At 72.5% G+C, this 18988-nt stretch carries 12 protein-coding genes; 5 read left to right on the top strand and 7 right to left on the bottom strand.

The window, feature by feature from the left end; translation table 11 throughout:
• Positions 1 to 293 precede the first annotated feature (293 nt).
• From ACWCSV_RS21150 to ACWCSV_RS21140, 3 genes are all read left to right on the top strand, one after another.
• Complete coding sequence (locus ACWCSV_RS21150) at positions 294 to 2672, top strand: glycoside hydrolase family 9 protein (RefSeq protein ID WP_451144389.1); 2379 nt, start codon at positions 294 to 296, stop codon at positions 2670 to 2672.
• A gap of 178 nt (positions 2673 to 2850) precedes the next feature.
• Complete coding sequence (locus tag ACWCSV_RS21145; protein WP_451144387.1) at positions 2851 to 5493, top strand: glycoside hydrolase family 3 C-terminal domain-containing protein; 2643 nt, start codon at positions 2851 to 2853, stop codon at positions 5491 to 5493.
• 251 nt (positions 5494 to 5744) lie between these two features.
• A complete protein-coding gene (locus ACWCSV_RS21140; RefSeq protein WP_451144385.1) occupies positions 5745 to 6611 on the top strand; it encodes a peptidoglycan-binding protein in 867 nt (288 codons plus the stop codon).
• Positions 6612 to 6674: 63 nt separating this feature from the next.
• Here ACWCSV_RS21140 and ACWCSV_RS21135 read toward each other — a convergent pair whose 3' ends face one another.
• From ACWCSV_RS21135 to ACWCSV_RS21120, 4 genes are all read right to left on the bottom strand, one after another.
• On the bottom strand, positions 6675 to 8273 hold the full coding sequence (locus ACWCSV_RS21135; RefSeq protein ID WP_451144383.1) for a YfbK domain-containing protein: 1599 nt from the start codon (positions 8271 to 8273) through the stop codon (positions 6675 to 6677).
• A 210-nt stretch (positions 8274 to 8483) separates the two neighbouring features.
• Positions 8484 to 9401 (bottom strand): ABC transporter permease, encoded by a 918-nt coding sequence (locus tag ACWCSV_RS21130; RefSeq protein ID WP_451144381.1) that lies wholly within the window; start codon positions 9399 to 9401, stop codon positions 8484 to 8486.
• Complete coding sequence (locus ACWCSV_RS21125; RefSeq protein WP_451144379.1) at positions 9398 to 12142, bottom strand: alpha/beta fold hydrolase; 2745 nt, start codon at positions 12140 to 12142, stop codon at positions 9398 to 9400. Before ACWCSV_RS21125 ends, ACWCSV_RS21130 begins: the two co-directional genes overlap by 4 nt.
• A 157-nt stretch (positions 12143 to 12299) precedes the next feature.
• Positions 12300 to 13130, bottom strand: coding sequence for a response regulator (locus tag ACWCSV_RS21120; protein WP_451144377.1), 831 nt, complete (start codon positions 13128 to 13130; stop codon positions 12300 to 12302).
• Positions 13131 to 13263: 133 nt separating this feature from the next.
• On the opposite strand from ACWCSV_RS21120, the gene ACWCSV_RS21115 reads away from it, so the two are divergent.
• The gene (locus tag ACWCSV_RS21115; protein WP_451144375.1) at positions 13264 to 14901 is read left to right on the top strand and encodes a sensor histidine kinase; all 1638 of its coding nucleotides are present in this window, start codon (positions 13264 to 13266) and stop codon (positions 14899 to 14901) included.
• A gap of 198 nt (positions 14902 to 15099) precedes the next feature.
• Here the strand turns inward: ACWCSV_RS21115 and ACWCSV_RS21110 are convergent, their stop codons facing one another.
• Together ACWCSV_RS21110 and ACWCSV_RS21105 are read right to left on the bottom strand one after the other, a co-directional pair.
• Positions 15100 to 15696, bottom strand: a complete 597-nt coding sequence (locus ACWCSV_RS21110) for a DUF4291 domain-containing protein (RefSeq protein WP_451144373.1) — start codon at positions 15694 to 15696, stop codon at positions 15100 to 15102.
• Positions 15697 to 15775: 79 nt separating this feature from the next.
• Positions 15776 to 16159: a hypothetical protein gene (locus ACWCSV_RS21105; RefSeq protein ID WP_451144371.1), complete on the bottom strand. Its 384-nt coding sequence runs from the start codon at positions 16157 to 16159 to the stop codon at positions 15776 to 15778.
• Between the two features lie 437 nt (positions 16160 to 16596).
• Between ACWCSV_RS21105 and ACWCSV_RS21100 the strand changes: the two genes are divergently transcribed.
• Complete coding sequence (locus ACWCSV_RS21100) at positions 16597 to 17178, top strand: lamin tail domain-containing protein (RefSeq protein ID WP_451144369.1); 582 nt, start codon at positions 16597 to 16599, stop codon at positions 17176 to 17178.
• Positions 17179 to 17427: 249 nt separating this feature from the next.
• On the opposite strand, the gene ACWCSV_RS21095 is transcribed toward ACWCSV_RS21100, so the two are convergent.
• Entirely contained in the window at positions 17428 to 18930 is a 1503-nt protein-coding gene (locus ACWCSV_RS21095) for a CoA-acylating methylmalonate-semialdehyde dehydrogenase (RefSeq protein WP_451144367.1), read from the bottom strand.
• Positions 18931 to 18988: the final 58 nt, after the last annotated feature.

The raw sequence follows: 18988 nt of genomic DNA, 5'->3' as shown, positions 1-18988 counted from the left end.
CCCGGTCCGACCGTGCGGCACGCGGCGCGCCTGGGGCGGAGGGCCCACCCGACGGACGACGACCGCACAGTTTCAGCCACACGGCGCGGAAGTGGCGTGTTCACACATTGCCGCTTCGTTTCGCAGCGCGGCAATCTGAGGCGCGGGAGCGCTCCCATCACGCCTTGCCACCGCTGCCCATGGCCGACACTCCCCACGGAAAGAAGACATCAATGACTTGTCAGGCACATGCTGAGCAGCGGATTGTGCGACCACGGCGCGGGCTGCTTCCGCGCCCACGCCGCGCGTCAGGGATGCGGTCCCGCTGGGGCGTCGCCCTCGCCGTGGTGACCGCCCTGCTCGCCATCGCCCTCACACCGCTCGCCGCCACCCCTGCCGCGGCCGCCCCCAAGTTCGCCTACGGCGAGGCGCTGCAGAAGTCGCTCTTCTTCTACGAGGCCCAGCGCTCCGGCCGTCTGCCCGACGACAACCGGGTCTCCTGGCGCGGCGACTCCGGCCTGGACGACGGCAAGGACGTCGGTCTGGACCTGACCGGCGGCTGGTACGACGCCGGCGACCACGTCAAGTTCGGTCTGCCCATGGCGTACAGCGCCACCGTCCTGGCCTGGGGCGGCGTCGAACAGAAGGCCGCGTACGCCGCGTCGGGGCAGCTGAAGTACCTCAAGGACAGTCTGCGCTTCGTCAACGACTACTTCGTCAGGGCGCACCCGTCTCCGAACGTGCTGTACGGCCAGGTGGGCAACGGCGCCGACGACCACAAGTGGTGGGGTCCGGCGGAGGTGATGCCGATGGCACGGCCCGCCTACCGGATCGATTCCTCCTGCCCCGGTACGGACCTCGCCGGGCAGACGGCCGCCGCGATGGCCTCCTCCTCGATGCTGTTCTCCGACGACGACCCGGCCTACGCGGCGAAGCTGGTCACCCACGCGAAGCAGCTGTACGCCTTCGCCGACGCCTACCGGGGCAAGTACAGCGACTGCATCACCGACGCGAAGTCGTACTACAACTCCTGGAGCGGGTACCAGGACGAGCTGGTGTGGGGTGCCGTCTGGCTCTACCGGGCCACCGGTGACGCCGCCTATCTCGCCAAGGCCGAGCAGTACTACGACGGCCTCTCCACCGAGCCGCAGACCACCACCCGTTCCTACCGGTGGACACTCTCCTGGGACGACACCTCCTACGGCTCCTACGTGCTGCTCGCCAAGATCACCGGGAAGCAGAAGTACATCGACGACGCCAACCGATGGCTGGACTGGTGGACGTCCGGGGTGGACGGCGCGAAGGTCCGCTACTCCCCCGGCGGCGAGGCCGTGCTGGACTCGTGGGGCTCCCTCCGGTACGCGGCCAACACCGCGTTCGCCGCGCTCTCCTACAGCGACTGGCTGACGGGCGACCCGACCCGCAAGGCGCGCTACCACGACTTCGCGGTGCGCCAGATCGACTACGCGCTCGGCGACAACCCCCGCAGGGCCAGCTACGTCGTCGGCTTCGGCAGCACGCCTCCGACCAAACCGCACCACCGCACCTCGCACGGCTCGTGGACCGACCAGATCACCAGCCCGGCCGAGAGCCGCCACATCCTCTACGGTGCCCTCGTCGGCGGACCGAGCGCACCCGACGACGCCTACACCGACGACCGGCAGAACTACACCAACAACGAGGTCGCCACCGACTACAACGCGGCGTTCACCGGCGCGCTCGCCCGCCTCTACGCCGAGTACGGCGGCGCCCCGCTCACGGTCTTCCCGCCGGCCGAGCAGCCGGACGGGCCGCAGGTGCTGGCGCAGGCGTCGGTGAACGCCTCCGGGAGCAACTTCACCGAGATCAAGGCGTACCTGGTGAACAAGTCGGCCTGGCCCGCCCGGCCGCTGACGAAGGCCGCCCTGCGGTACTACTTCACGCTGGAACCGGGGGTCTCGCCGGCGGGCATCACGGTCACCACCAACTACAACCAGTGCGGTACCGCGAGCGGCCCCACGCGGTATGCGGGCGACGTGTACTACGTGAGCGTGGACTGCTCGAACACGGTGATCGCGCCGGCCGGGCAGTCGGCGTACCGCAAGGAGGTCCAGTTCCGCATCAGTTCCTCGGGCGCCTGGGACCCGTCGAACGACTGGTCGCTCCAGGGCCTGCCCACCACACCGGGCGCCACCCCGGCGGACGCGCCGAATCTGGTGCTGCTGGAGGGGGACGTACGCCAGTGGGGAGCGCTGCCGGACGGGTCCGGTCCGACGCCCACCCCGACACCCACGCCGACCCCGACACCGACGCCCACCCCGACACCCACACCCACACCGACCCCCACGCCCACTCCGACCCCGACACCCACTCCGACCCCGACCCCGACGCCCGCTCCGGGCGCCGGCTGCGCCGTCACCTACAAGGTCGGCTCTTCCTGGGGCGGCGGCTTCACCGCCGACGTCACCCTCCGCAACACCGGCACGACCGCGGTGAACGGTTGGCGTCTCACCTGGAGTTTCGTCGGCGACGAGAAGGTCACCAGCGCGTGGAACGCGACCGCCACGCAGACGGGCACGACCGTGACGGCCACCGACGCCGGCCACAACAAGGCCATCCCACCCGGCGGTTCGGCGTCCTTCGGATTCCAGGGTACCGGGGTGCCCGGCAGCGCCCCGACGGGCTTCGCCCTGAACGGCGTTCCCTGCACCTGAGAAGGTGATCGGTCGCACGGCGTCGGCGGCGCCGTGCGACCGTGAACGCGACGGACCACCCCCGGCCCCGGTCGCGCGTGGCTGCATCGGTGTACCGCGACCGGCGTCACCGCTGGTGCCTCCCGGGACCACGCGTCACCGGCCGTTAGGTTCCTGGCATCCAACACCGGGAGAGGCCATGCGGGTCAGTCGTCGTTCGCTGCTGAGACTGGGGAGTGCGAGCACGCTCGCCGCCGGGTTCGGGGCCATGGGCCCCGGGGCCGCCGCCTCGGACAAGGACGGAGGGGCAGGGGCAACCAGCAAGGGCGCCAAGGGCTCCCAGGGCTCGAAAGGTTCCAGAGCCCCGGCCGCCGAAGGAGCCGCGCCCGTGTCCGTGGGCCCCGTGAAGCAGCCCGGGTCGGCGGCTGCCCGGGCGAAGGCGGTCGAGCTGGTCGCGCGGATGACGACGGAGGAGAAGATCGCCCTGCTGCACGGGGTGAACGTCAAGGAGGTCGTCGCCCGGCCCGGGTACATCGGCAAGGTGCCGGGCAACGAGCGGCTCGGCATCCCCGCGACGATCCTGGCCGACGGGCCGAGCGGGGTGGGGAACGGGTCGACGGGGGTGACCCAGTGGCCCTGTTCGAAGGCGCTGGCGGCGACCTGGGATCCGGCCGCGGCCGAGACGTACGGGCGGGCGTACGGGGGTGAGCAGGCGGCCAAGGGGCACAACGTGGCTCTGGGGCCGTGCGTCAACATCCTGCGGACGCCCCGGTGGGGCCGGTCCTTCGAGACGTTCACGGAGGACCCGCACCTCAACGCCGCGCTGGCGGCGCCCGTCGTACGGGGCATCCAGTCGAACCACGTCATCGCGACGGTGAAGCACTTCGCGGCCAACAACCAGGAGACGCTGCGGCACTCCATCGACGTGGTGGTGTCCTCGCGCGCGCTGCACGAGATCTACTTCCCCGCGTTCCGTGCCGCCGTCCAACAGGGCGGTGTGGGCGCGGTGATGACCGCGTACAACAAGGTCAACGGGGTGTGGACGCACGAGAACCGCACCCTGGTCCAGGACGTGCTGCGGGACGGCTGGGGCTTCGACGGCATGGTGATGTCGGACTGGGGCGGTACCCACAGCACGGTGCGGACCGCCGAGGCGGGGTCCACGACGGAGATGCCGGGGTCGACGTACCTCGGTACGGCGCTCGCCTCGGCGGTCGCGCGGGGCGCGGTCACCGGGAAGACGCTCGACACGATGGCCGTGCAGGTGCTGACGGCGATGTACCGGGTCGGGCTGTTCGACCACCCGCTCCCCGATCCGCTGACGCTGCTGGACACGGTCGTCTCCACCGAGGAGAACCGGCTGCTGGCCCGTCGGATCGGGGTCCAGGGCAGCGTGCTGCTGAAGAACGCGGGCGGGGTGCTGCCGTTCGCCGCTCCCCGGTCCGTGGCGGTGATCGGGGACGCGGCGGGGGCGGGCTACCGGTCGCACGGCGGTGGTTCGGGCAGCGTGAACCCGTACGGCGGGGTGGTGACCCCGCTCGCCGGGATCACGGCCCGCGCCGCGAACGCCCCGGTGAGCATCCCGGTGACGTACGCGCGCGGCACCCTCGGGGTCGGCGCCCTGCCCGCGGTACCCCCCGAAGCGCTCGGGCCGGGCCTGCGGGCGGTCTACTACGCCTCGGCCGACCTCACCGGCACGGTCATCGCCACCACGACCACCGACCGCCTCGACTGGACGGCCGCCCCGCCCCCGGTGAGCGGCCGGACCGGCGCCTGGTCCGCGCGGTACAGCGGTACGTACACGGCGTCGGTCACCGGGCGCTACCGGTTCTCGCTGAGCGGCGGCGGAGCGGTGGTGCTCACCGTCGACGGGACGGTGGTCGCGGATTACGCGACCGGCGCCGAGGTGGTGCAGAACGGCTTCGTGACCCTGGCGGAGGGCCCGCACTCCATCGAGGTCACCTACCGCCACACCTCCGGGACCGCGAGCCTGCGGGTGGGCCACCAGCCGGGGCAGGACCGGCTGATCGCCGAGGCGGCCTCCACCGCGGCCGCGGCGGAGGTGGCGGTGGTGGTCGTGGTGGACGTGACGGCCGAGAGCATGGACCGCTCCACCCTGTCCCTCGCAGCCGACCAGGACGAGCTGATCGCCGCGGTCGCCGCGGCCAACCCCCGTACCGTCGTGGTGCTCAACACCTCGGGGGCCGTGCTGATGCCGTGGCTGCCGGAGGTTCCGGCGGTGATCGCCAACTGGTACGGGGGCCAGGAGCAGGGCAACGCGGTCGGCGCGATGCTCTTCGGCGACGCGGAGCCCGGCGGCCGGCTCCCCGAGACCTTCCCGGCCACGGAGACGCAGGGGCCGGCCAAGCGGCCGGTGGAGTTCCCGGGCGACGGCAAGCAGGTCTACTACGACGAGGGGCTGGCGGTCGGGTACCGCTGGTACGCGCAGTCGGGCGAGCAGCCGCTCTTCCCGTTCGGCCACGGCCTGTCGTACACCGCCTTCGCCCTCTCCGAGCTGAAGGTCGCGCGGGCCGGTTCCGGCCACCGCGCGACCGTGCGGGTCCGCAACACCGGGTCCCGCGCGGGCAGCGAGGTCGTACAGCTCTACGTCACCTTCCCGGCGGCGGCGGGCGAACCCCCCTCGCAGCTCAAGGCGTTCGCCAAGGTGACGCTGGAGCCGGGCCGTTCGGCCGTCGTCGCCCTGGACGTACCCCGGGAGGCACTGGCCGTGTGGCGGTCCGTGGAGGACGGCTGGACGCTGCTGCCGGGGTCGTACGAGTTCGCGGTGGGGCGCTCCTCGGCGGAGTTGCCGCTGCGTACGCGGGTGCGGGTCACCCGGTAGGGCGGGGCTCGGGCTCTTCGGCCGCGGGGGCGGGGCGGGCCGCGATACGCTGCGCGCCCCCTCACCCGGTGACCGAGGGTTGGGAGCCGGTTACGGAGGGGCACAACACCCTCGTAGGGGCGCATCCGTACGACCGCGTTCCTACGGCCGCAAACCGCGCGGCCGCATCCGTACGACCGCGTTCGTACGGATGCGGCCGCACGAACGCATTCCGCACGACCGCGCAGACGAAGCACCGAGGGAGCACCACCATGGCAACCCCCTTGTCCGCCGACACCCTGCTCAAGGCCCTCCGCGACGAGGGGCTGAAGGTGGTGGAGTACAAGAGCTGGCGCACGAACAACCGCGATCACAAGGGCCCCTGGGGCCCGGTCAACGGCGTGATGATCCATCACACCGTCACTTCCGGCGTCGCGAGCTCCGTGGAGCTCTGCTACTCCGGCCGCTCCGACCTCCCCGGGCCGCTCTGCCACGGGGTCATCGACAAGGAGGGCACGGTCCACCTGGTGGGCAACGGCCGTGCCAACCACGCCGGGCTCGGCGACGACGACGTGCTGCGCGCGGTGGTCGCCGAGGCGGCGGAGCTGCCCGCCGACAACGAGGCCAACACGGACGGCAACACCCACTTCTACGGCTTCGAGTGCATCAACCTCGGCGACGGCCAGGACCCCTGGCCGGCCGCCCAACTGCTGGCGATCGAGCGGGCGTCGGCGGCGCTCTGCCGCGCCCACAAGTGGTCCGAGCGCTCGGTGATCGGGCACCTGGAGTGGCAGCCGGGGAAGGTGGACCCGCGCGGCTTCCCGATGACCGCGATGCGCGACCGGGTCGCGGTCCGGCTCGGCGCGGGCCCGGACGGGCCGATCCCGGTGCCGTACGAGCCGTTCCCCGGGGCCGGGTTCTTCACCGTCGGGCGGAACAGTCCGATCATCACCGCCATGGGCAAGCGGCTCGTGGCGGAGGGCTGTGACCTGTACGCGGTCGGGCCCGGGCCCAGCTGGTCGGCGTCCGACCGTGCGTCGTACGCCGCCTGGCAGCGCAAGCTCGGGTACGTCGGCGACGCGGCCGACGGCGTCCCGGGCGAGGAGAGCTGGGCGAAGCTCAAGGTCCCGAACGTGTGAGAAGGGGAAACGGCGGGGAGCGCCGGCAACCGCAGGGGCCGGCCCTCCCCGTGACGCCCCCGTTCAGTCCATCTCGCCTTCGGCCGGTGCGTCCGGCAGGTCGTCCGCCGCGCCCTTGAGCTCGGCGGCCTCGCCGATGGCGTCGGCGAGCCTGCTCACCGAGCTGTCCTCGGTCTCCGCCGCCAGCTTCCGCGCCCGGGAGGCGAGTTCGCCGAGTGCGGGTGTGCCGGGGAGGGTGCCGCCGCGCAGGATGTCGGCGAAGTAGGCTGCCACCGCCGTCACTTGGAGGCGCTCGTCGGAGCCGCCCCAGAGCGCTCCGTCGATGGCTCCGGTCTCCACCGAGCCGGTCGCCTCCCGCGCCTTGCGGGTCACCGGGTCGAGCCAGCGCACGGTGGCGGTGGCGACATGGCCGGAGGCCTTCTCGCGCAGGCGTACGGCGTAGAGCGCGGTGACCGTGTGCCCGGGACCGACCTCGCCGCCGTCCACGCTGTCGTCACGGAAGTCCTCGTCGGCGACGGCCCGGTCCTCGTAGCCGATGAGCTTGAACTGCCGGACCGTCTCCCGGTCGAACGCAACCTGTGCCTTGGCGTCGCGGGCGCGCAGCTGGACGTGGGCGGGGAGCTGGTCGACGAAGACCTTGCGGGCCTGGGCCTCGTCGGCGACGTAGGTGGTGTTGCCGTCGCCCTTGTCGGCGAGTTGTTCCATCAGCGCGTCGCCGTAGTCGCTGCCGACACCGACGCCGAAGAGGGTGATGCCGTACTCGCGGCGTGAGGTGCCGATCCGCTCCAGGATCGCGTCGGCGTCCGTCTCGCCGGTGTTGGCGAGGGCGTCGGAGAGCAGGACGACCCGGTTGGTCGCACCCTCGCGGCGGCCTTCCACGGCCTCGTCGTAGCCGCGCTCCACCCCTGCCGCCACGTTGGTGGAGCTCGCCGTGGCCAGCGACTCGACGGCTTCCCGGATCTTCGTCCGGTGGCCGCGCAGCGGAGTCATCGGGACCACCGTCTCGGCCTTGTCGCTGAAGGTGACCAGGGCCACCGAGTCGTCGTCGCGCAGTTGTTCGGTGAGGTAGGCCAGCGAGGTGCGCACCAGGTCCAGGCGGCCGGTCTCGGCCATGGAGCCGGAGATGTCGACGACGAAGGTGAGTGCGGCGGGCGGCCTCGGGGTGGTGTCGTCGGCGGCCCTGGTCGCCAGTCCGACCCGCAGCAGGGACCAGCCGTCCGCCCCTCCCCCGGCGGCGGCTCCGTCGACGCTGACGGAGAAGCCGTTGCCGCTGGGGCGTTCGTACCCCTGCTTGAAGCTGTTGACGAACTCCTCGGGCCGTACGGTCTCCGGCTTGGGGAGCTGCCCGTCGCCGAGGACGCGGCGCGCGTATCCGTAGCTGGCGGTGTCCACGTCGAGCGCGAAGGTGGAGAGGTAGTCGGGTGCGGCCTCGTCCCGCTGCGCCTGCTTGGCCGCCTCGTCGCCGGAGGTGGCCGCCGGGGCGGGCGCGGGGCCGCCGCCGGTGACGGAACCGCCGCGCGCGTCGGCGGCGGTTCCGTCGGACGAGGAGCCGCCGCCCGCGGCCGAGCATCCGGCGAGGAGTGCGGCGCTCACCAGCAGGGCGGCGAGCGCCGCGCCCGCCCGTGCCCGGCCCGCCGGGCGTATCGATGTGCCGTGGTTCATCTCTGGCCCCCATGTCGTCGGCATCTGTGGATGTGACGCGCGAGGGGGCCGCCGGGAGCCGTCGAACCGGTTGCGGATGAATCTCGATGCGGTGACGGAGAGCTGCCGAGGGGCGTCCGGGACGCGGAACATCAGGGTCCGGGCACGATGTCCTCACGGAGCGGCTTCGGGCGGCGCGCGGGAGTCATTCCGGGCGGTGGACCGGAGGCGTCACGACACGATGTCCTTCCGGCCGAATCCCCGGAAGGCCAGGGCGAAGAGGATCAGGGCGTACGTCACCGACACGGCCGAGCCCTTGATCATGCCGCCCCACTCAAGTTGGGGCTGGAGGGCGTCCGCCCAGGCGAACTGCCAGTGCGCGGGCAGGAAGTCGCGCCAGTGGCCCAGCGCGGTGACCGCGTCCAGGACGTTGCCGACGATGGTCAGGCCGACCGCGCCGCCCACCGCGCCCAGCGGTGCGTCCGTCTTCGTCGACAGCCAGAACGCCAGTCCGGCGGTGACGAGTTGGGAGACGAAGATGAACGCGACGACCAGCGCGAGCCGGGGCAGTGCTGCGGACTGGGCGAGTTCGCCACCGGTCGGCAGCTGGAGCGGCCCCCAGCCGTAGGCCGCCGCTCCGGCCGCGAGGGCGACCAGCGGGAGCAGCACCATCGCGGCCAGGCTGAAGCCGAGGGCGACGACGAGCTTGCTCCACAGCAGCCGGGTGCGCGGGACGGGGGCGGCGAGGAGGTAGCGCAGCGAGGACCAGCTCGCCTCGGAGGCCACGGTGTCCCCGCAGAACAGCGCCACCGGCACGACCAGCAGGAAGCCCGCCGAGACGAACAGGTTGACGGCGGCGAAGTTGGCCGCGGAGGCGGTGGCGGTGTCCATCAGGTTGATCCGGTCGGCCCCGGACCCTCCCCGGGAGCCGGGGGTGCCGCCGATGGCGAAGGCGACGATCAGGATGAACGGGAGGGCCGCGAGGACCCCGCCCATGAGCAGGGTGCGGCGGCGCCGCAGTTGCCGCATCGCCTCGACGCGGAGCGGGAGAGTGCGCCGGGGGTGGTAGCCGGGTGCGCCGGGCGCCTCCGGGGTCCGGGCGGGGCCGGAGCCGGGGCCCGTACCTGGGCCGGTGAGGACGTCACTCATGCGGAGCCTCCGGAGATCAGGGTGAGGAACGCGTCCTCCAGGCGGCGGTGCGGGCCGACGCCGGTGAGCGGCACGTCGAGCCGGACGAGTTCGGTGATCAGTCCGGCGGTGGTGGCGCCGTCGAGCCGTACGAGGAGCCCCCGCCCGTCCTCGGTACGGACCGCGGAGGCGACGCCCGCGAGGGCCTCGACCTTGCGGAGCACCGGTTCGGTGACCTCCTCGGCGGTGGTGACGAGCAGCATGTCGCCGGAGCCGGTGATCTCGGCGACCGGGCCGGCCTGGACGAGGCGTCCCCGGTCCATGACCACGAGGTGGGTGCAGGACTGTTCGACCTCGGACAGGAGGTGGCTGGAGACGATGACGGTCCGGCCGCCGGCCGCGTATCGGATCATCACGTCACGCATCTCGCGGATCTGGGGCGGGTCGAGGCCGTTGGTCGGTTCGTCGAGGATGAGGAGGTCCGGCATGCCGAGCATGGCCTGGGCGATGGCGAGGCGCTGGCGCATGCCCTGGGAGTAGGTGCGCACGGCCCGGGCGAGCGCGTCGCCGAGGCCCGCGATCTCCAGCGCCTCGTCCATGCGGGAGTCCTCGGCGGGGCGGCCGGTGGCCTGCCAGTACAGCTCCAGGTTGGCGCGGCCCGAGAGGTGCGGCAGGAAGCCGGCGCCCTCGACGAACGCGCCGACGCGGGAGAGTACCGGGGCTCCGGGCCGGATGGCCTGGCCGAAGACGCGGATCTCGCCGGCGTCCGGGGTGATGAGGCCCATCAGCATCCGCAGGGTGGTGGTCTTCCCGGCGCCGTTGGGGCCGAGGAGTCCGAGCACCTGCCCCTGTTCGACGCGGAAGCCGAGGTCCTTGACGGCGTAACGGTCCGCGGCGCCCGCGTACTTCTTCGCGAGCCCGGAGATCTGGAGCGGTACCCCCGCGAGCGCCGGGTCCGGGGCGGGCGTCGCGGTGCGGCGGCGCCCGGTGAGCAGCAGCACGGCGGCGACCAGGAGGGCGGCGGCCGGAAGTCCCCAGGTCCACCAGGGGAGTCCGGCGGCCGCGGCGGTCAGTCCGGCGTCGGTCGGGACGGAGAGCGGGCCGTCGACGGTCACGGTGTACGTGTTCGGCTCGGCCGGTGACGCGTAGCCGAGGTCGGTCGCGGAGAGCACCAGGCGGAGGCGGTGTCCGGCGTCGAAGGCGTGGTCGACGGCGGGCAGGGTCAGGTCGAGGGGCTTGCCCTGCTGGTCGGGGGTGATCCGGAAGGGGGCGACGAGCTGGGCGGGCAGCTCCTGGCGCTTGCCGTCCGGCGCGACGTCGTACACCTTGCCGAAGAGGACGGCGTCGCCGGTGCGGGCCTTGACGGTGACCTTCACCGTGGGGGTGCCGGTGGCGCGCACCGAGGAGGTCAGCGGGGCGCTGTCGAAGGTGGCGTGCTGGCCCGGGAAGTCCAGGGAGAGGCCGACGCCGAGGGAGGAGAGCTGGGAGAGTCCGGCGCCGAGTCCGGGCACGGCGGAGATCGCGGGCGGGCTGCCCCCGGCCGGGTTGCGGACGGTCACGGTGTTCGGGGCGGCTGCGGTGTTCCCCGTGCTCGCGGTGGTTCCGGAGCCCTGGCCGCTTCCGGTGGATCCGGTGCTCGGGGTGTCCGGACCGGAGCCGGTGGCCTTGAGGGCGAACTCCTGGGCGCCGCCGCGCAGTCCGGGGTAGGTGTCGGTGCTCGCGCCGCGGGTGAGGGCGGCCCCGTCGGTGGAGTCGACGCCGCCGGTGCGGGTGACGCGGAAGGCGGGGCCGGTGTCGGCGCCCTTGTCGTCCTTGAGGTAGCGGTCGAACCAGGCGCCGATCCGGTCCTGGACGCGGGCGTCCTCGGTGTCGCCGCCGTCGTGGCCGCCGGCGATCCAGTCGACGGAGACCGGTGCGCCGTTGCCGGAGACGGCCTTCGCCATGGCGTCGGCCTGGCCGAGCGGGAAGAGCGAGTCGGTCTGGCCCTGCACGATGAGGGCGGGCACGTCGATACGGCCGGCGACGGCGGAGGGCGAGCGTTCCGTCAGCAGGGCGCGTGCCTCGGCGTCCGGTGCGCCGCTCGCCGCGACGCGTTCGTACATCGCGCAGAGTTTCGGCTCGAACTTCTCGCAGCCACCGCCGCTGCTGACGAAGATCCCGGCCCAGAGCTTCTTGAACACCCCGTCCGGGAAGAGCGCGTCGGCGAGGTTCCAGTAGGTGATGACGGGCGCGATGGCGTCCACGCGGTCGTCGTACCCGGCGGCGAGGAGGGAGACCGCGCCGCCGTAGGAGGCGCCGGTGACACCGACGCGCGGGTCGCCCTTGCCGTCGAGACGGACCTCGGGGCGGGCGGCGAGCCAGTCGATGAGGCGGGAGACGTCCGCGACCTCGGCACCGGGGTCGTTGAGGCCGATCCTTCCGCCGGATTCACCGAATCCGCGCGCCGACCAGGTGAGGACCGCGTACCCGTCCGCCGCGAGCTTCTCGGCCTCGGCGCGCACGTCGTCCTTGCTGCCGCCGAAACCGTGGCCGAGCAGTACGGCGGGGCGCCGCCCGCCGCCGTCGGCGGTGAAGTACGTGGTGTCCAGGGACACCCCGCCGTCGCGGATCGTCCGGTCCTGGTGGTGCACGGCGGGTGTGCCGTCGTCGGCCACGGCGGTCCAGGTGCCGGCGCCGGCGAGCACGACGAGCGCGGCGACGGCCGCCGCCCATCGGCCGCGCGCGCGGGGCCACCGGAGCCGTCGTGCGGTAGAGGTCTCCATGTCACGACCCTAGAGGGAGGCGACGGTCGTTCCCCGGGCCGGAGGGCGGAACCGCCCGGCCTCCTTGAGAGGTACGGCCCCCGGGGCGCGTACTGCGGACGCGGTACGCGCCCCGGGGGCCGGTGTTCTCAGCCGTCCAGGCGGTGCTGGGGCTTTCTCAGCCGTCCAGACGGTGCTGGGGCGGGACCGCGGTCTCCAGGAAGAAGCTGTCGATGCTCTGGACGGTGTGCACGAAGTCGTCCAGGTTGACCGGCTTGGTCACGTAGGCGTTGGCGTGCTGGGTGTAGGCGTCCTGGACATCGTCGGGCGCGGCCGAGGTGGTGAGGACCACGATCGGGATGCTGGAGAGCTGCTCGTCGTTCTTGAGCACGCCGAGCAGCTCACGGCCGTTCATGCGCGGCATGTTGAGGTCGAGCACGATCAGGTCCGGCCGGTCCTTCGCGGGGTCGCGCAGGTACTCCAGGGCGGACACCCCGTCGTCGACCCGGTTGATGCCCCGCGCCATCCCGCGCTCGATCAGGGCCTCCTCGATGAGCATGGCGTCGGCCACGTCGTCCTCCACGAGCAGGACGGTGTAGGTGCGCCGGGGGGCAAGGCCGTTCATGTGGGGGCTCCGGTGATCGTTGGGCAGGGGACGGGAGGGGGGTCGTTGGGTGAAGACCAGGCCGGGCCAGCGTTTGCGGGCCCCCTGCCGGCTGACGCCCCAGGCGCTGCCCAGCTGCGGGTAGCCGGCCCCCTCGTCGGCGGCGGCGCGGGCCGCCCGGGCGGCGCACTCGTCCACCGCACGGCTGAGGAGGGCCAGCGCGCGCAGCGAGGCCAGCGGGTCGGTCCAGTTCTCGTCCGCCGGGGTGCCGTCGCCGTCACGGTCCTCCCCGTACGGCACGGCGTCCGGCTCCAGCGCGAGTCGTTGCGCCAGGTCCGCGACCGCGCGGCGCGCACGGTCGGCGAGCTCGTCGGTCCCGGGACGCGCCGAGGTCTCCACTGTCATGGCCGCACCGTAGCCGGAGCGGGAGGCCCGCGACAACCTGCGTTGTCGGCGGGGTAGGGTGACCCGCGCTCCGGTGGGTACTGGAGCCCGTGATCCACCCACCGTTTCCCAGCCGAGTGAGAGGTAAACCACCGTGCAGAGCGCCGAAGAGGGTTTCCGGCCGGCCGAGCTCCGGCCGGAGCGGGACCGGCCCGGCTGGAGCACCAGCCGCTGGCTCGTCACGGGCACCACCGTGGCCCTGGTGGTGCTGCTCGTGCTCGGCAGTTGCGGCACCTGGGCCCTGGTCCGGTCCACGGCGGTCAATCAGCGGCTCATCGGCCGCTGGTCCCCCGCACTCATCTCCTCGGTGCGCATGGAGGCGGCGCTGGTCAACCAGGAGACGGGCATCCGCGGTTACGGCCTGGCCGGGGACGCGGAGTTCCTCACCCCCTACCGCACCGGTCTGGCCCAGCAGAAGACCGCCATGGCGGAGCTGGAGGACCTCACGGCCGGCGACGCACGGGCCTCGGCCGACCTCGCGCGGGTGGGCGAGCTCGCCGAGAAGTGGCACGCCTCCGTCGCCCGGCCCATCGCCGCCGCCGCGGACCCCACCGCCCTGGCCCAGGAGCGCGCGGAGAGCGGGCGGACCCAGTTCGACGCGCTGCGTACCGCGCTCAGGGTCCAGCAGGAGCACATCGCCGCGGAGCGCGACCGGGCACGGAGCGACCTGGCCTCCGTGCGCACCATGCGCAACACGGTCTTCATCGTGATCGCCGGCGTGATGCTGGCGGTGATGGCGCTGGCCTTCGCGGGCCTGCGCCTCGGCGTGCAGCGGCCGCTGGACCGGCTGCGGGCGGACGTCCGCAAGGTCGCCTCCGGGGACTACGCCCACGCGCTGAGCCCCACCGGCCCCGCCGACATCCAGATCCTCGCCGCCGACGTGGACGCCATGCGACGCCGGCTCGCGGAGGACCTCGAACTCAAGGACCGGGCCCGGGCGGCGCTCGACGCCCAGACCGTCGAACTGCGCCGCTCCAACGAGGAGCTGGAGCAGTTCGCGTACGTCGCCTCGCACGACCTCCAGGAACCCCTGCGCAAGGTGGCCAGCTTCTGCCAGCTGCTGGAGCGGCGGTACGCCGAGCAGCTCGACGACCGGGCCAGGCAGTACATCTCGTTCGCCGTCGACGGCGCCAACCGGATGCAGCTCCTCATCAACGACCTGCTGACCTTCTCGCGCGTCGGCCGGCTCCACACCGACGACCAGGAGGTCGATCTGGCGGGCCTGGTGCGGCGGACGGTCGGCGATCTGGACGTGGCCGTCCAGCAGACCGGTGCCACCGTCACCCACGACGAGCTGCCGGTGGTCCACGGACAGCCGACGCAACTCGGCCTGGTACTGCAGAACCTGATCTCCAACGCGATCAAGTTCCGTGCGGCCGGCACCGCGCCCGCCATCCACATCGCCGCGCGCCCGGTGCCGAACCCGGGCCGCGAGGGGAGCGCGGAGGGCCGGCGCCCGTTCTGGGAGATCTCGGTGACCGACAACGGCATCGGCATCGCGCCCGAGTACGCGGAGCGGGTCTTCGTCATCTTCCAGCGGTTGCACACCCGCGAGAGCTACGAGGGCAACGGCATCGGCCTGGCGCTCTGCAAGAAGATCGTCGAGCACCACGGCGGCTCGATCGCCGTGGACACCACCCGCACCTCGGGCACCCGCTTCGTCTTCACGCTGCCGGGAGCGCTGCCGGGCGTGGTGGACGAGGACGAGGGGGCGGACCGCACGGAGCAGTGAGCGCGCCCTTCACCTCCGTCGCACCCGCCGGAACCCTTCACCTGCCTGAACGCGGACGTCTCGGCAGCGCTCGTTCCCGTGGCGCACTGGGCCGTGCGGCCGCCGGTCGCGCGTGATCCGCCCGCTCGGCCGTGCGAGCAGGCGGTGAGCAGCAACGCGCCGCTTCCTGGACGCCGCGGCTGTCCCCGGCCGCCGTGATCACACGGGCGTCGGAAACGGCCGGGGCGCGGCAACCTCCGTGTACGGCCTCTCCTCCGGCAGCAGGGCGGTCGCCGCGTCGAGGTCTCCGGTGCGGACCAGGTGGTGGATCTCCCGGGCGAGCGGGGTGACGTCGGTGACGGAGACGGTCCACTCGTCCGCGTACCGCGCCGCCGCCTCGCCGGACAGGCCGAGCTGGAGCGAGCGGTACGGGAGAGGGTTCAGCCGCAGGTCCCGCTCGGGGTCCCACTGGACGCGGGCGGGGGCGCGGCGGAGGCTGCGGCTCCAGGCGACGCGGTCGGGGTGGAGTCCGCGTACGTAGTGGGAGAGTTCGGCGTTCTCCAGGGCCCACTCGAAGCCCTCGCGGGTGATCTCGACGGCGAGGACCGTCTCCTGGCCCTCCTTGGTGGCCCAGCCGCAGCGGTACATCATCCAGAGGAAGCTCGGCTTGATCCAGGTCATCCGGTCGCGCTTCCAGGCCGGCGGGAAGCGGCCGTCGCGGGCGGCGGGCAGGCCGATGCGCGGCGAGTAGGCCTGGTGGACGGTGATGGTGGTACCGGTGTGCCGGGCCCGGATCTCGTACTGCGGTGCGGTCATGGCGACCATGGTGCGCGGGCCCGCAGGTCCGCCGCACCGGCTTTTCCCCGGTGCGGCAGTCGCGCGGGCGGGCGAACCCTCAGTGCTCGGTGGCGTCGTCCCCGGGGTCGGCGGAGGGGCCGCTCTCGGCCTGCAACGCGAGGTCACGGAGCACGTCGGTGGAAGAGACGTCGGTCTGGCCGGAGTCGTGCACCCGCGCCAGCATCGTGTAGGCGAGCGTGAACGCCCCCACCAGCTGCTCGACCGCGCCGCCCACCTCGCGGCCGATCACGGCGGCCATCTCCTCGACGGTGGCGTCCCCGGGGATCGCGATGCGCGGCATCGTCTCGTTCAGCAGGGCGGTGACGACGCTGCCCTCCATGTCGACGTCGTCGCGCTCCACGTCCTCTTCGAGCAGCCGCTGGATCTCGCCGGCTTCGGTGAGGATGCCGATCACTCGCTTCAGGACTTCCCTCTGCTCCATCCCGCGAGCATAGGCGCCCGGACCGGCACGTTCCCGGTGTTCAGCCGCTGCAAAACCGCCTCCCTTCGAACGATTCGGCGAGTCAGCCGGAAACATGGAGACGCCCATTCGATTTGACCGATAACTGCCGTTACGTTCCTCCACCTTCTTCACAGCGCGCACACAAGGCGGAGCGGAGTGGGGCGCGAAATACACGGAGTCGATCTCACCCATGCGGCACAAGGGTGGGTGCATTGAGCACTCTTTGACAGGGTCCCGACGATTATGCCGAGTGCCTGCTACATCCGTTCATAACGGAAATGTCTGCACTGTGTAACCGCGCTCCGGAGCGACTTCCGGCCATCGGCGAATCCGGACAGAGTCTGTGCTCCCGGCAGCGAACGCCGGGGCCGAGAACCGCCCGGACCTCCCCGTCCGGGCCTGTACCGAGGGGTCCCATGTCCCGTACCGCACGACGGATCACCGCTACTGTCCTCGCGTCCGGCGCCCTCCTGGCGGCAGCCGCGCTGCCGGCCTCCGCGGACGGCCACGACCGCGGGCACGACCGCGTCAAGCCCGCCCCGCGCTCCTCCGTCGTCCTGGGCAAGGTCCAGTACGACAGCCCGGGCCGCGACAACCGCTCCAACCGTTCGCTGAACGACGAGTGGGTGACCGTCACCAACACGTCCCGTCAGGCCGTCAACCTGCGCGGCTGGACGCTCACCGACGAGAGCCGCCGCACCTACCGCTTCGACCTGCGTCTCGCGGGCCGTTCGTCGGTGCGCGTCCACACCGGTGTGGGCCGTGACAGCCGCACGGACGTCTACCAGGACCGCAACAATTACGTCTGGGACGACAGCGACACCGCCACGCTGCGCGACTCCCGCGGCAAGAAGGTCGACGAGAAGTCGTGGGGCCGTCACGGCCGCGACGACAACCGGGACCACGGCCGCGACGACAACCGGGGCCACGACCGTGACGACAACCGGGGCCACGACCGTGACGACAACTGGGGCCACGGCCGCGACAACCGCCGCTGAGCGCACCGGAGGGGCTGGGCCCCACCGGGTGACGAGGTGGTACGGCACGGCCCGGGCAGGCGCGCGCTGACCGGGCACGGCCGAGCAGAAACGATCGGCTGAGCAGAGGCGATCGGTCCGGCCGGCAGAGACGAATCGGTTCGGCCGGGCAGAGACGAATCGACGGCGCCCCGCGGCAATCCGGCCGCGGGGCGCCGCGTCGTGTGCTCCGGAGATCTCCGGAGATCTCCGGAGATCTCCGGAGCGGGTTCAGTGGTTGCGCGGGAAGCCCAGGTCGACGCCGGACGGGGCGTCGGCCGGGTCCGGCCAGCGGGTGGTGACGACCTTGCCACGGGTGTAGAAGTGCACCCCGTCGTTGCCGTAGACGTGGTGGTCGCCGAAGAGGGAGTCCTTCCAGCCACCGAAGGAGTGGTACCCGACCGGGACCGGGATCGGCACGTTCACGCCGACCATCCCGGCCTGGATCTCCAGTTGGAAGCGGCGGGCGGCGCCGCCGTCGCGGGTGAAGATCGCGGTGCCGTTGCCGTACGGGGATGCGTTCATGAGGGCGACGCCCTCCTCGTACGTCTCGGCGCGCAGCACGCAGAGGACCGGGCCGAAGATCTCGTCGCGGTAGGCGTCGGAGTCGGTGGAGACGCGGTCCAGCAGCGAGATGCCGATCCAGTGGCCGTTCTCGAAGCCCTCCACGGTGTGGCCGGTGCCGTCGAGGACGACCTCGGCGCCCTGCGCGGCGGCGCCGGCGACGTAGGAGGCGACCTTGTCGCGGTGCGCGGCGGTGATCAGCGGGCCCATCTCGGAGGAGGGGTCGGTGCCGGGGCCGATCTTGATCTTCTCCGCGCGGTCCTTGATACGGGCGACCAGCGCATCACCGATCGCGCCGACCGCGACGACCGCCGAGATGGCCATGCACCGCTCACCGGCGGAGCCGTACGCGGCCGAGACCGCCGCGTCGGCGGCGGCGTCCAGGTCGGCGTCGGGCAGCACCAGCATGTGGTTCTTCGCACCGCCGAGTGCCTGGACACGCTTGCCGTGCGCGGAGGCCGTGGCGTGGATGTGGCGGGCGATCGGGGTGGAGCCGACGAAGGACACGGCGGCCACGCCGGGGTGGGTGATCAGCGCGTCGACCGCGGTCCTGTCGCCGTGCACGACGTTCAGCACCCCGTCCGGCAGGCCGGCCTCGGCGGCGAGTTCGGCGAGCAGCACGGCGGCCGACGGGTCCTTCTCGCTGGGCTTGAGCACGAAGGTGTTGCCGCAGGCGATGGCGAGCGGGAACATCCACAGCGGCACCATGGCCGGGAAGTTGAACGGGGTGATCCCGGCGACGACGCCCAGCGGCTGGCGGATCGAGGAGACGTCCACCCCGCCGGACACCTGGGTGGAGAGCTCGCCCTTGAGCTGGGTGGTGATGCCACAGGCCAGCTCGACGATCTCGAGCCCTCGGGCGACCTCGCCCAGCGCGTCGGAGTGCACTTTGCCGTGTTCGGCGGTGATCAGGGCGGCGATCTCGTCGCGGTGGGCGTCGAGCAGGGCCCGGTAGCGGAACAGGACGGCGGTGCGGGCCGCGAGGGAGGAGAGGCCCCAGGTCGCGTGGGCGGCCTTGGCTGCGGTGACGGCGGCGTCCACCTCCTCGGCGGAGGCGAAGGCGACGCGGGTGGTGGCGGCGCCGGTCGCGGGGTCGGTGACCGGGCCGTACGCGCCCGACGTGCCCTCGACGGTCTTGCCACCGATCCAGTGGTGGACGGTCCTGGTCATGACGATCTCCTTCGGGCTTCAGAGACTTCGGGGACTTGGGGGACCTGGGGGACTTCGC

The sequence above is a fragment of the Streptomyces sp. NPDC001770 genome (assembly GCF_053596135.1).
This window is presented reverse-complemented; position numbering and strand designations above follow the sequence as displayed.

What these genes read in the sequence shown, in the direction of transcription:
- ACWCSV_RS21125 (WP_451144379.1), bottom strand. Translation starts at nt 12,142, where the DNA reads ATGGAGACCTCTACCGCACGACGGCTCCGGTGGCCCCGCGCGCGCGGC.
- ACWCSV_RS21130 (WP_451144381.1), bottom strand. Translation starts at nt 9,401, where the DNA reads ATGAGTGACGTCCTCACCGGCCCAGGTACGGGCCCCGGCTCCGGCCCC.
- ACWCSV_RS21145 (WP_451144387.1), top strand. Translation starts at nt 2,851, where the DNA reads ATGCGGGTCAGTCGTCGTTCGCTGCTGAGACTGGGGAGTGCGAGCACG.
- ACWCSV_RS21095 (WP_451144367.1), bottom strand. Translation starts at nt 18,930, where the DNA reads ATGACCAGGACCGTCCACCACTGGATCGGTGGCAAGACCGTCGAGGGC.
- ACWCSV_RS21120 (WP_451144377.1), bottom strand. Translation starts at nt 13,130, where the DNA reads ATGACAGTGGAGACCTCGGCGCGTCCCGGGACCGACGAGCTCGCCGAC.
- ACWCSV_RS21140 (WP_451144385.1), top strand. Translation starts at nt 5,745, where the DNA reads ATGGCAACCCCCTTGTCCGCCGACACCCTGCTCAAGGCCCTCCGCGAC.
- ACWCSV_RS21100 (WP_451144369.1), top strand. Translation starts at nt 16,597, where the DNA reads ATGTCCCGTACCGCACGACGGATCACCGCTACTGTCCTCGCGTCCGGC.
- ACWCSV_RS21150 (WP_451144389.1), top strand. Translation starts at nt 294, where the DNA reads ATGCGGTCCCGCTGGGGCGTCGCCCTCGCCGTGGTGACCGCCCTGCTC.
- ACWCSV_RS21135 (WP_451144383.1), bottom strand. Translation starts at nt 8,273, where the DNA reads ATGAACCACGGCACATCGATACGCCCGGCGGGCCGGGCACGGGCGGGC.
- ACWCSV_RS21110 (WP_451144373.1), bottom strand. Translation starts at nt 15,696, where the DNA reads ATGACCGCACCGCAGTACGAGATCCGGGCCCGGCACACCGGTACCACC.
- ACWCSV_RS21105 (WP_451144371.1), bottom strand. Translation starts at nt 16,159, where the DNA reads ATGGAGCAGAGGGAAGTCCTGAAGCGAGTGATCGGCATCCTCACCGAA.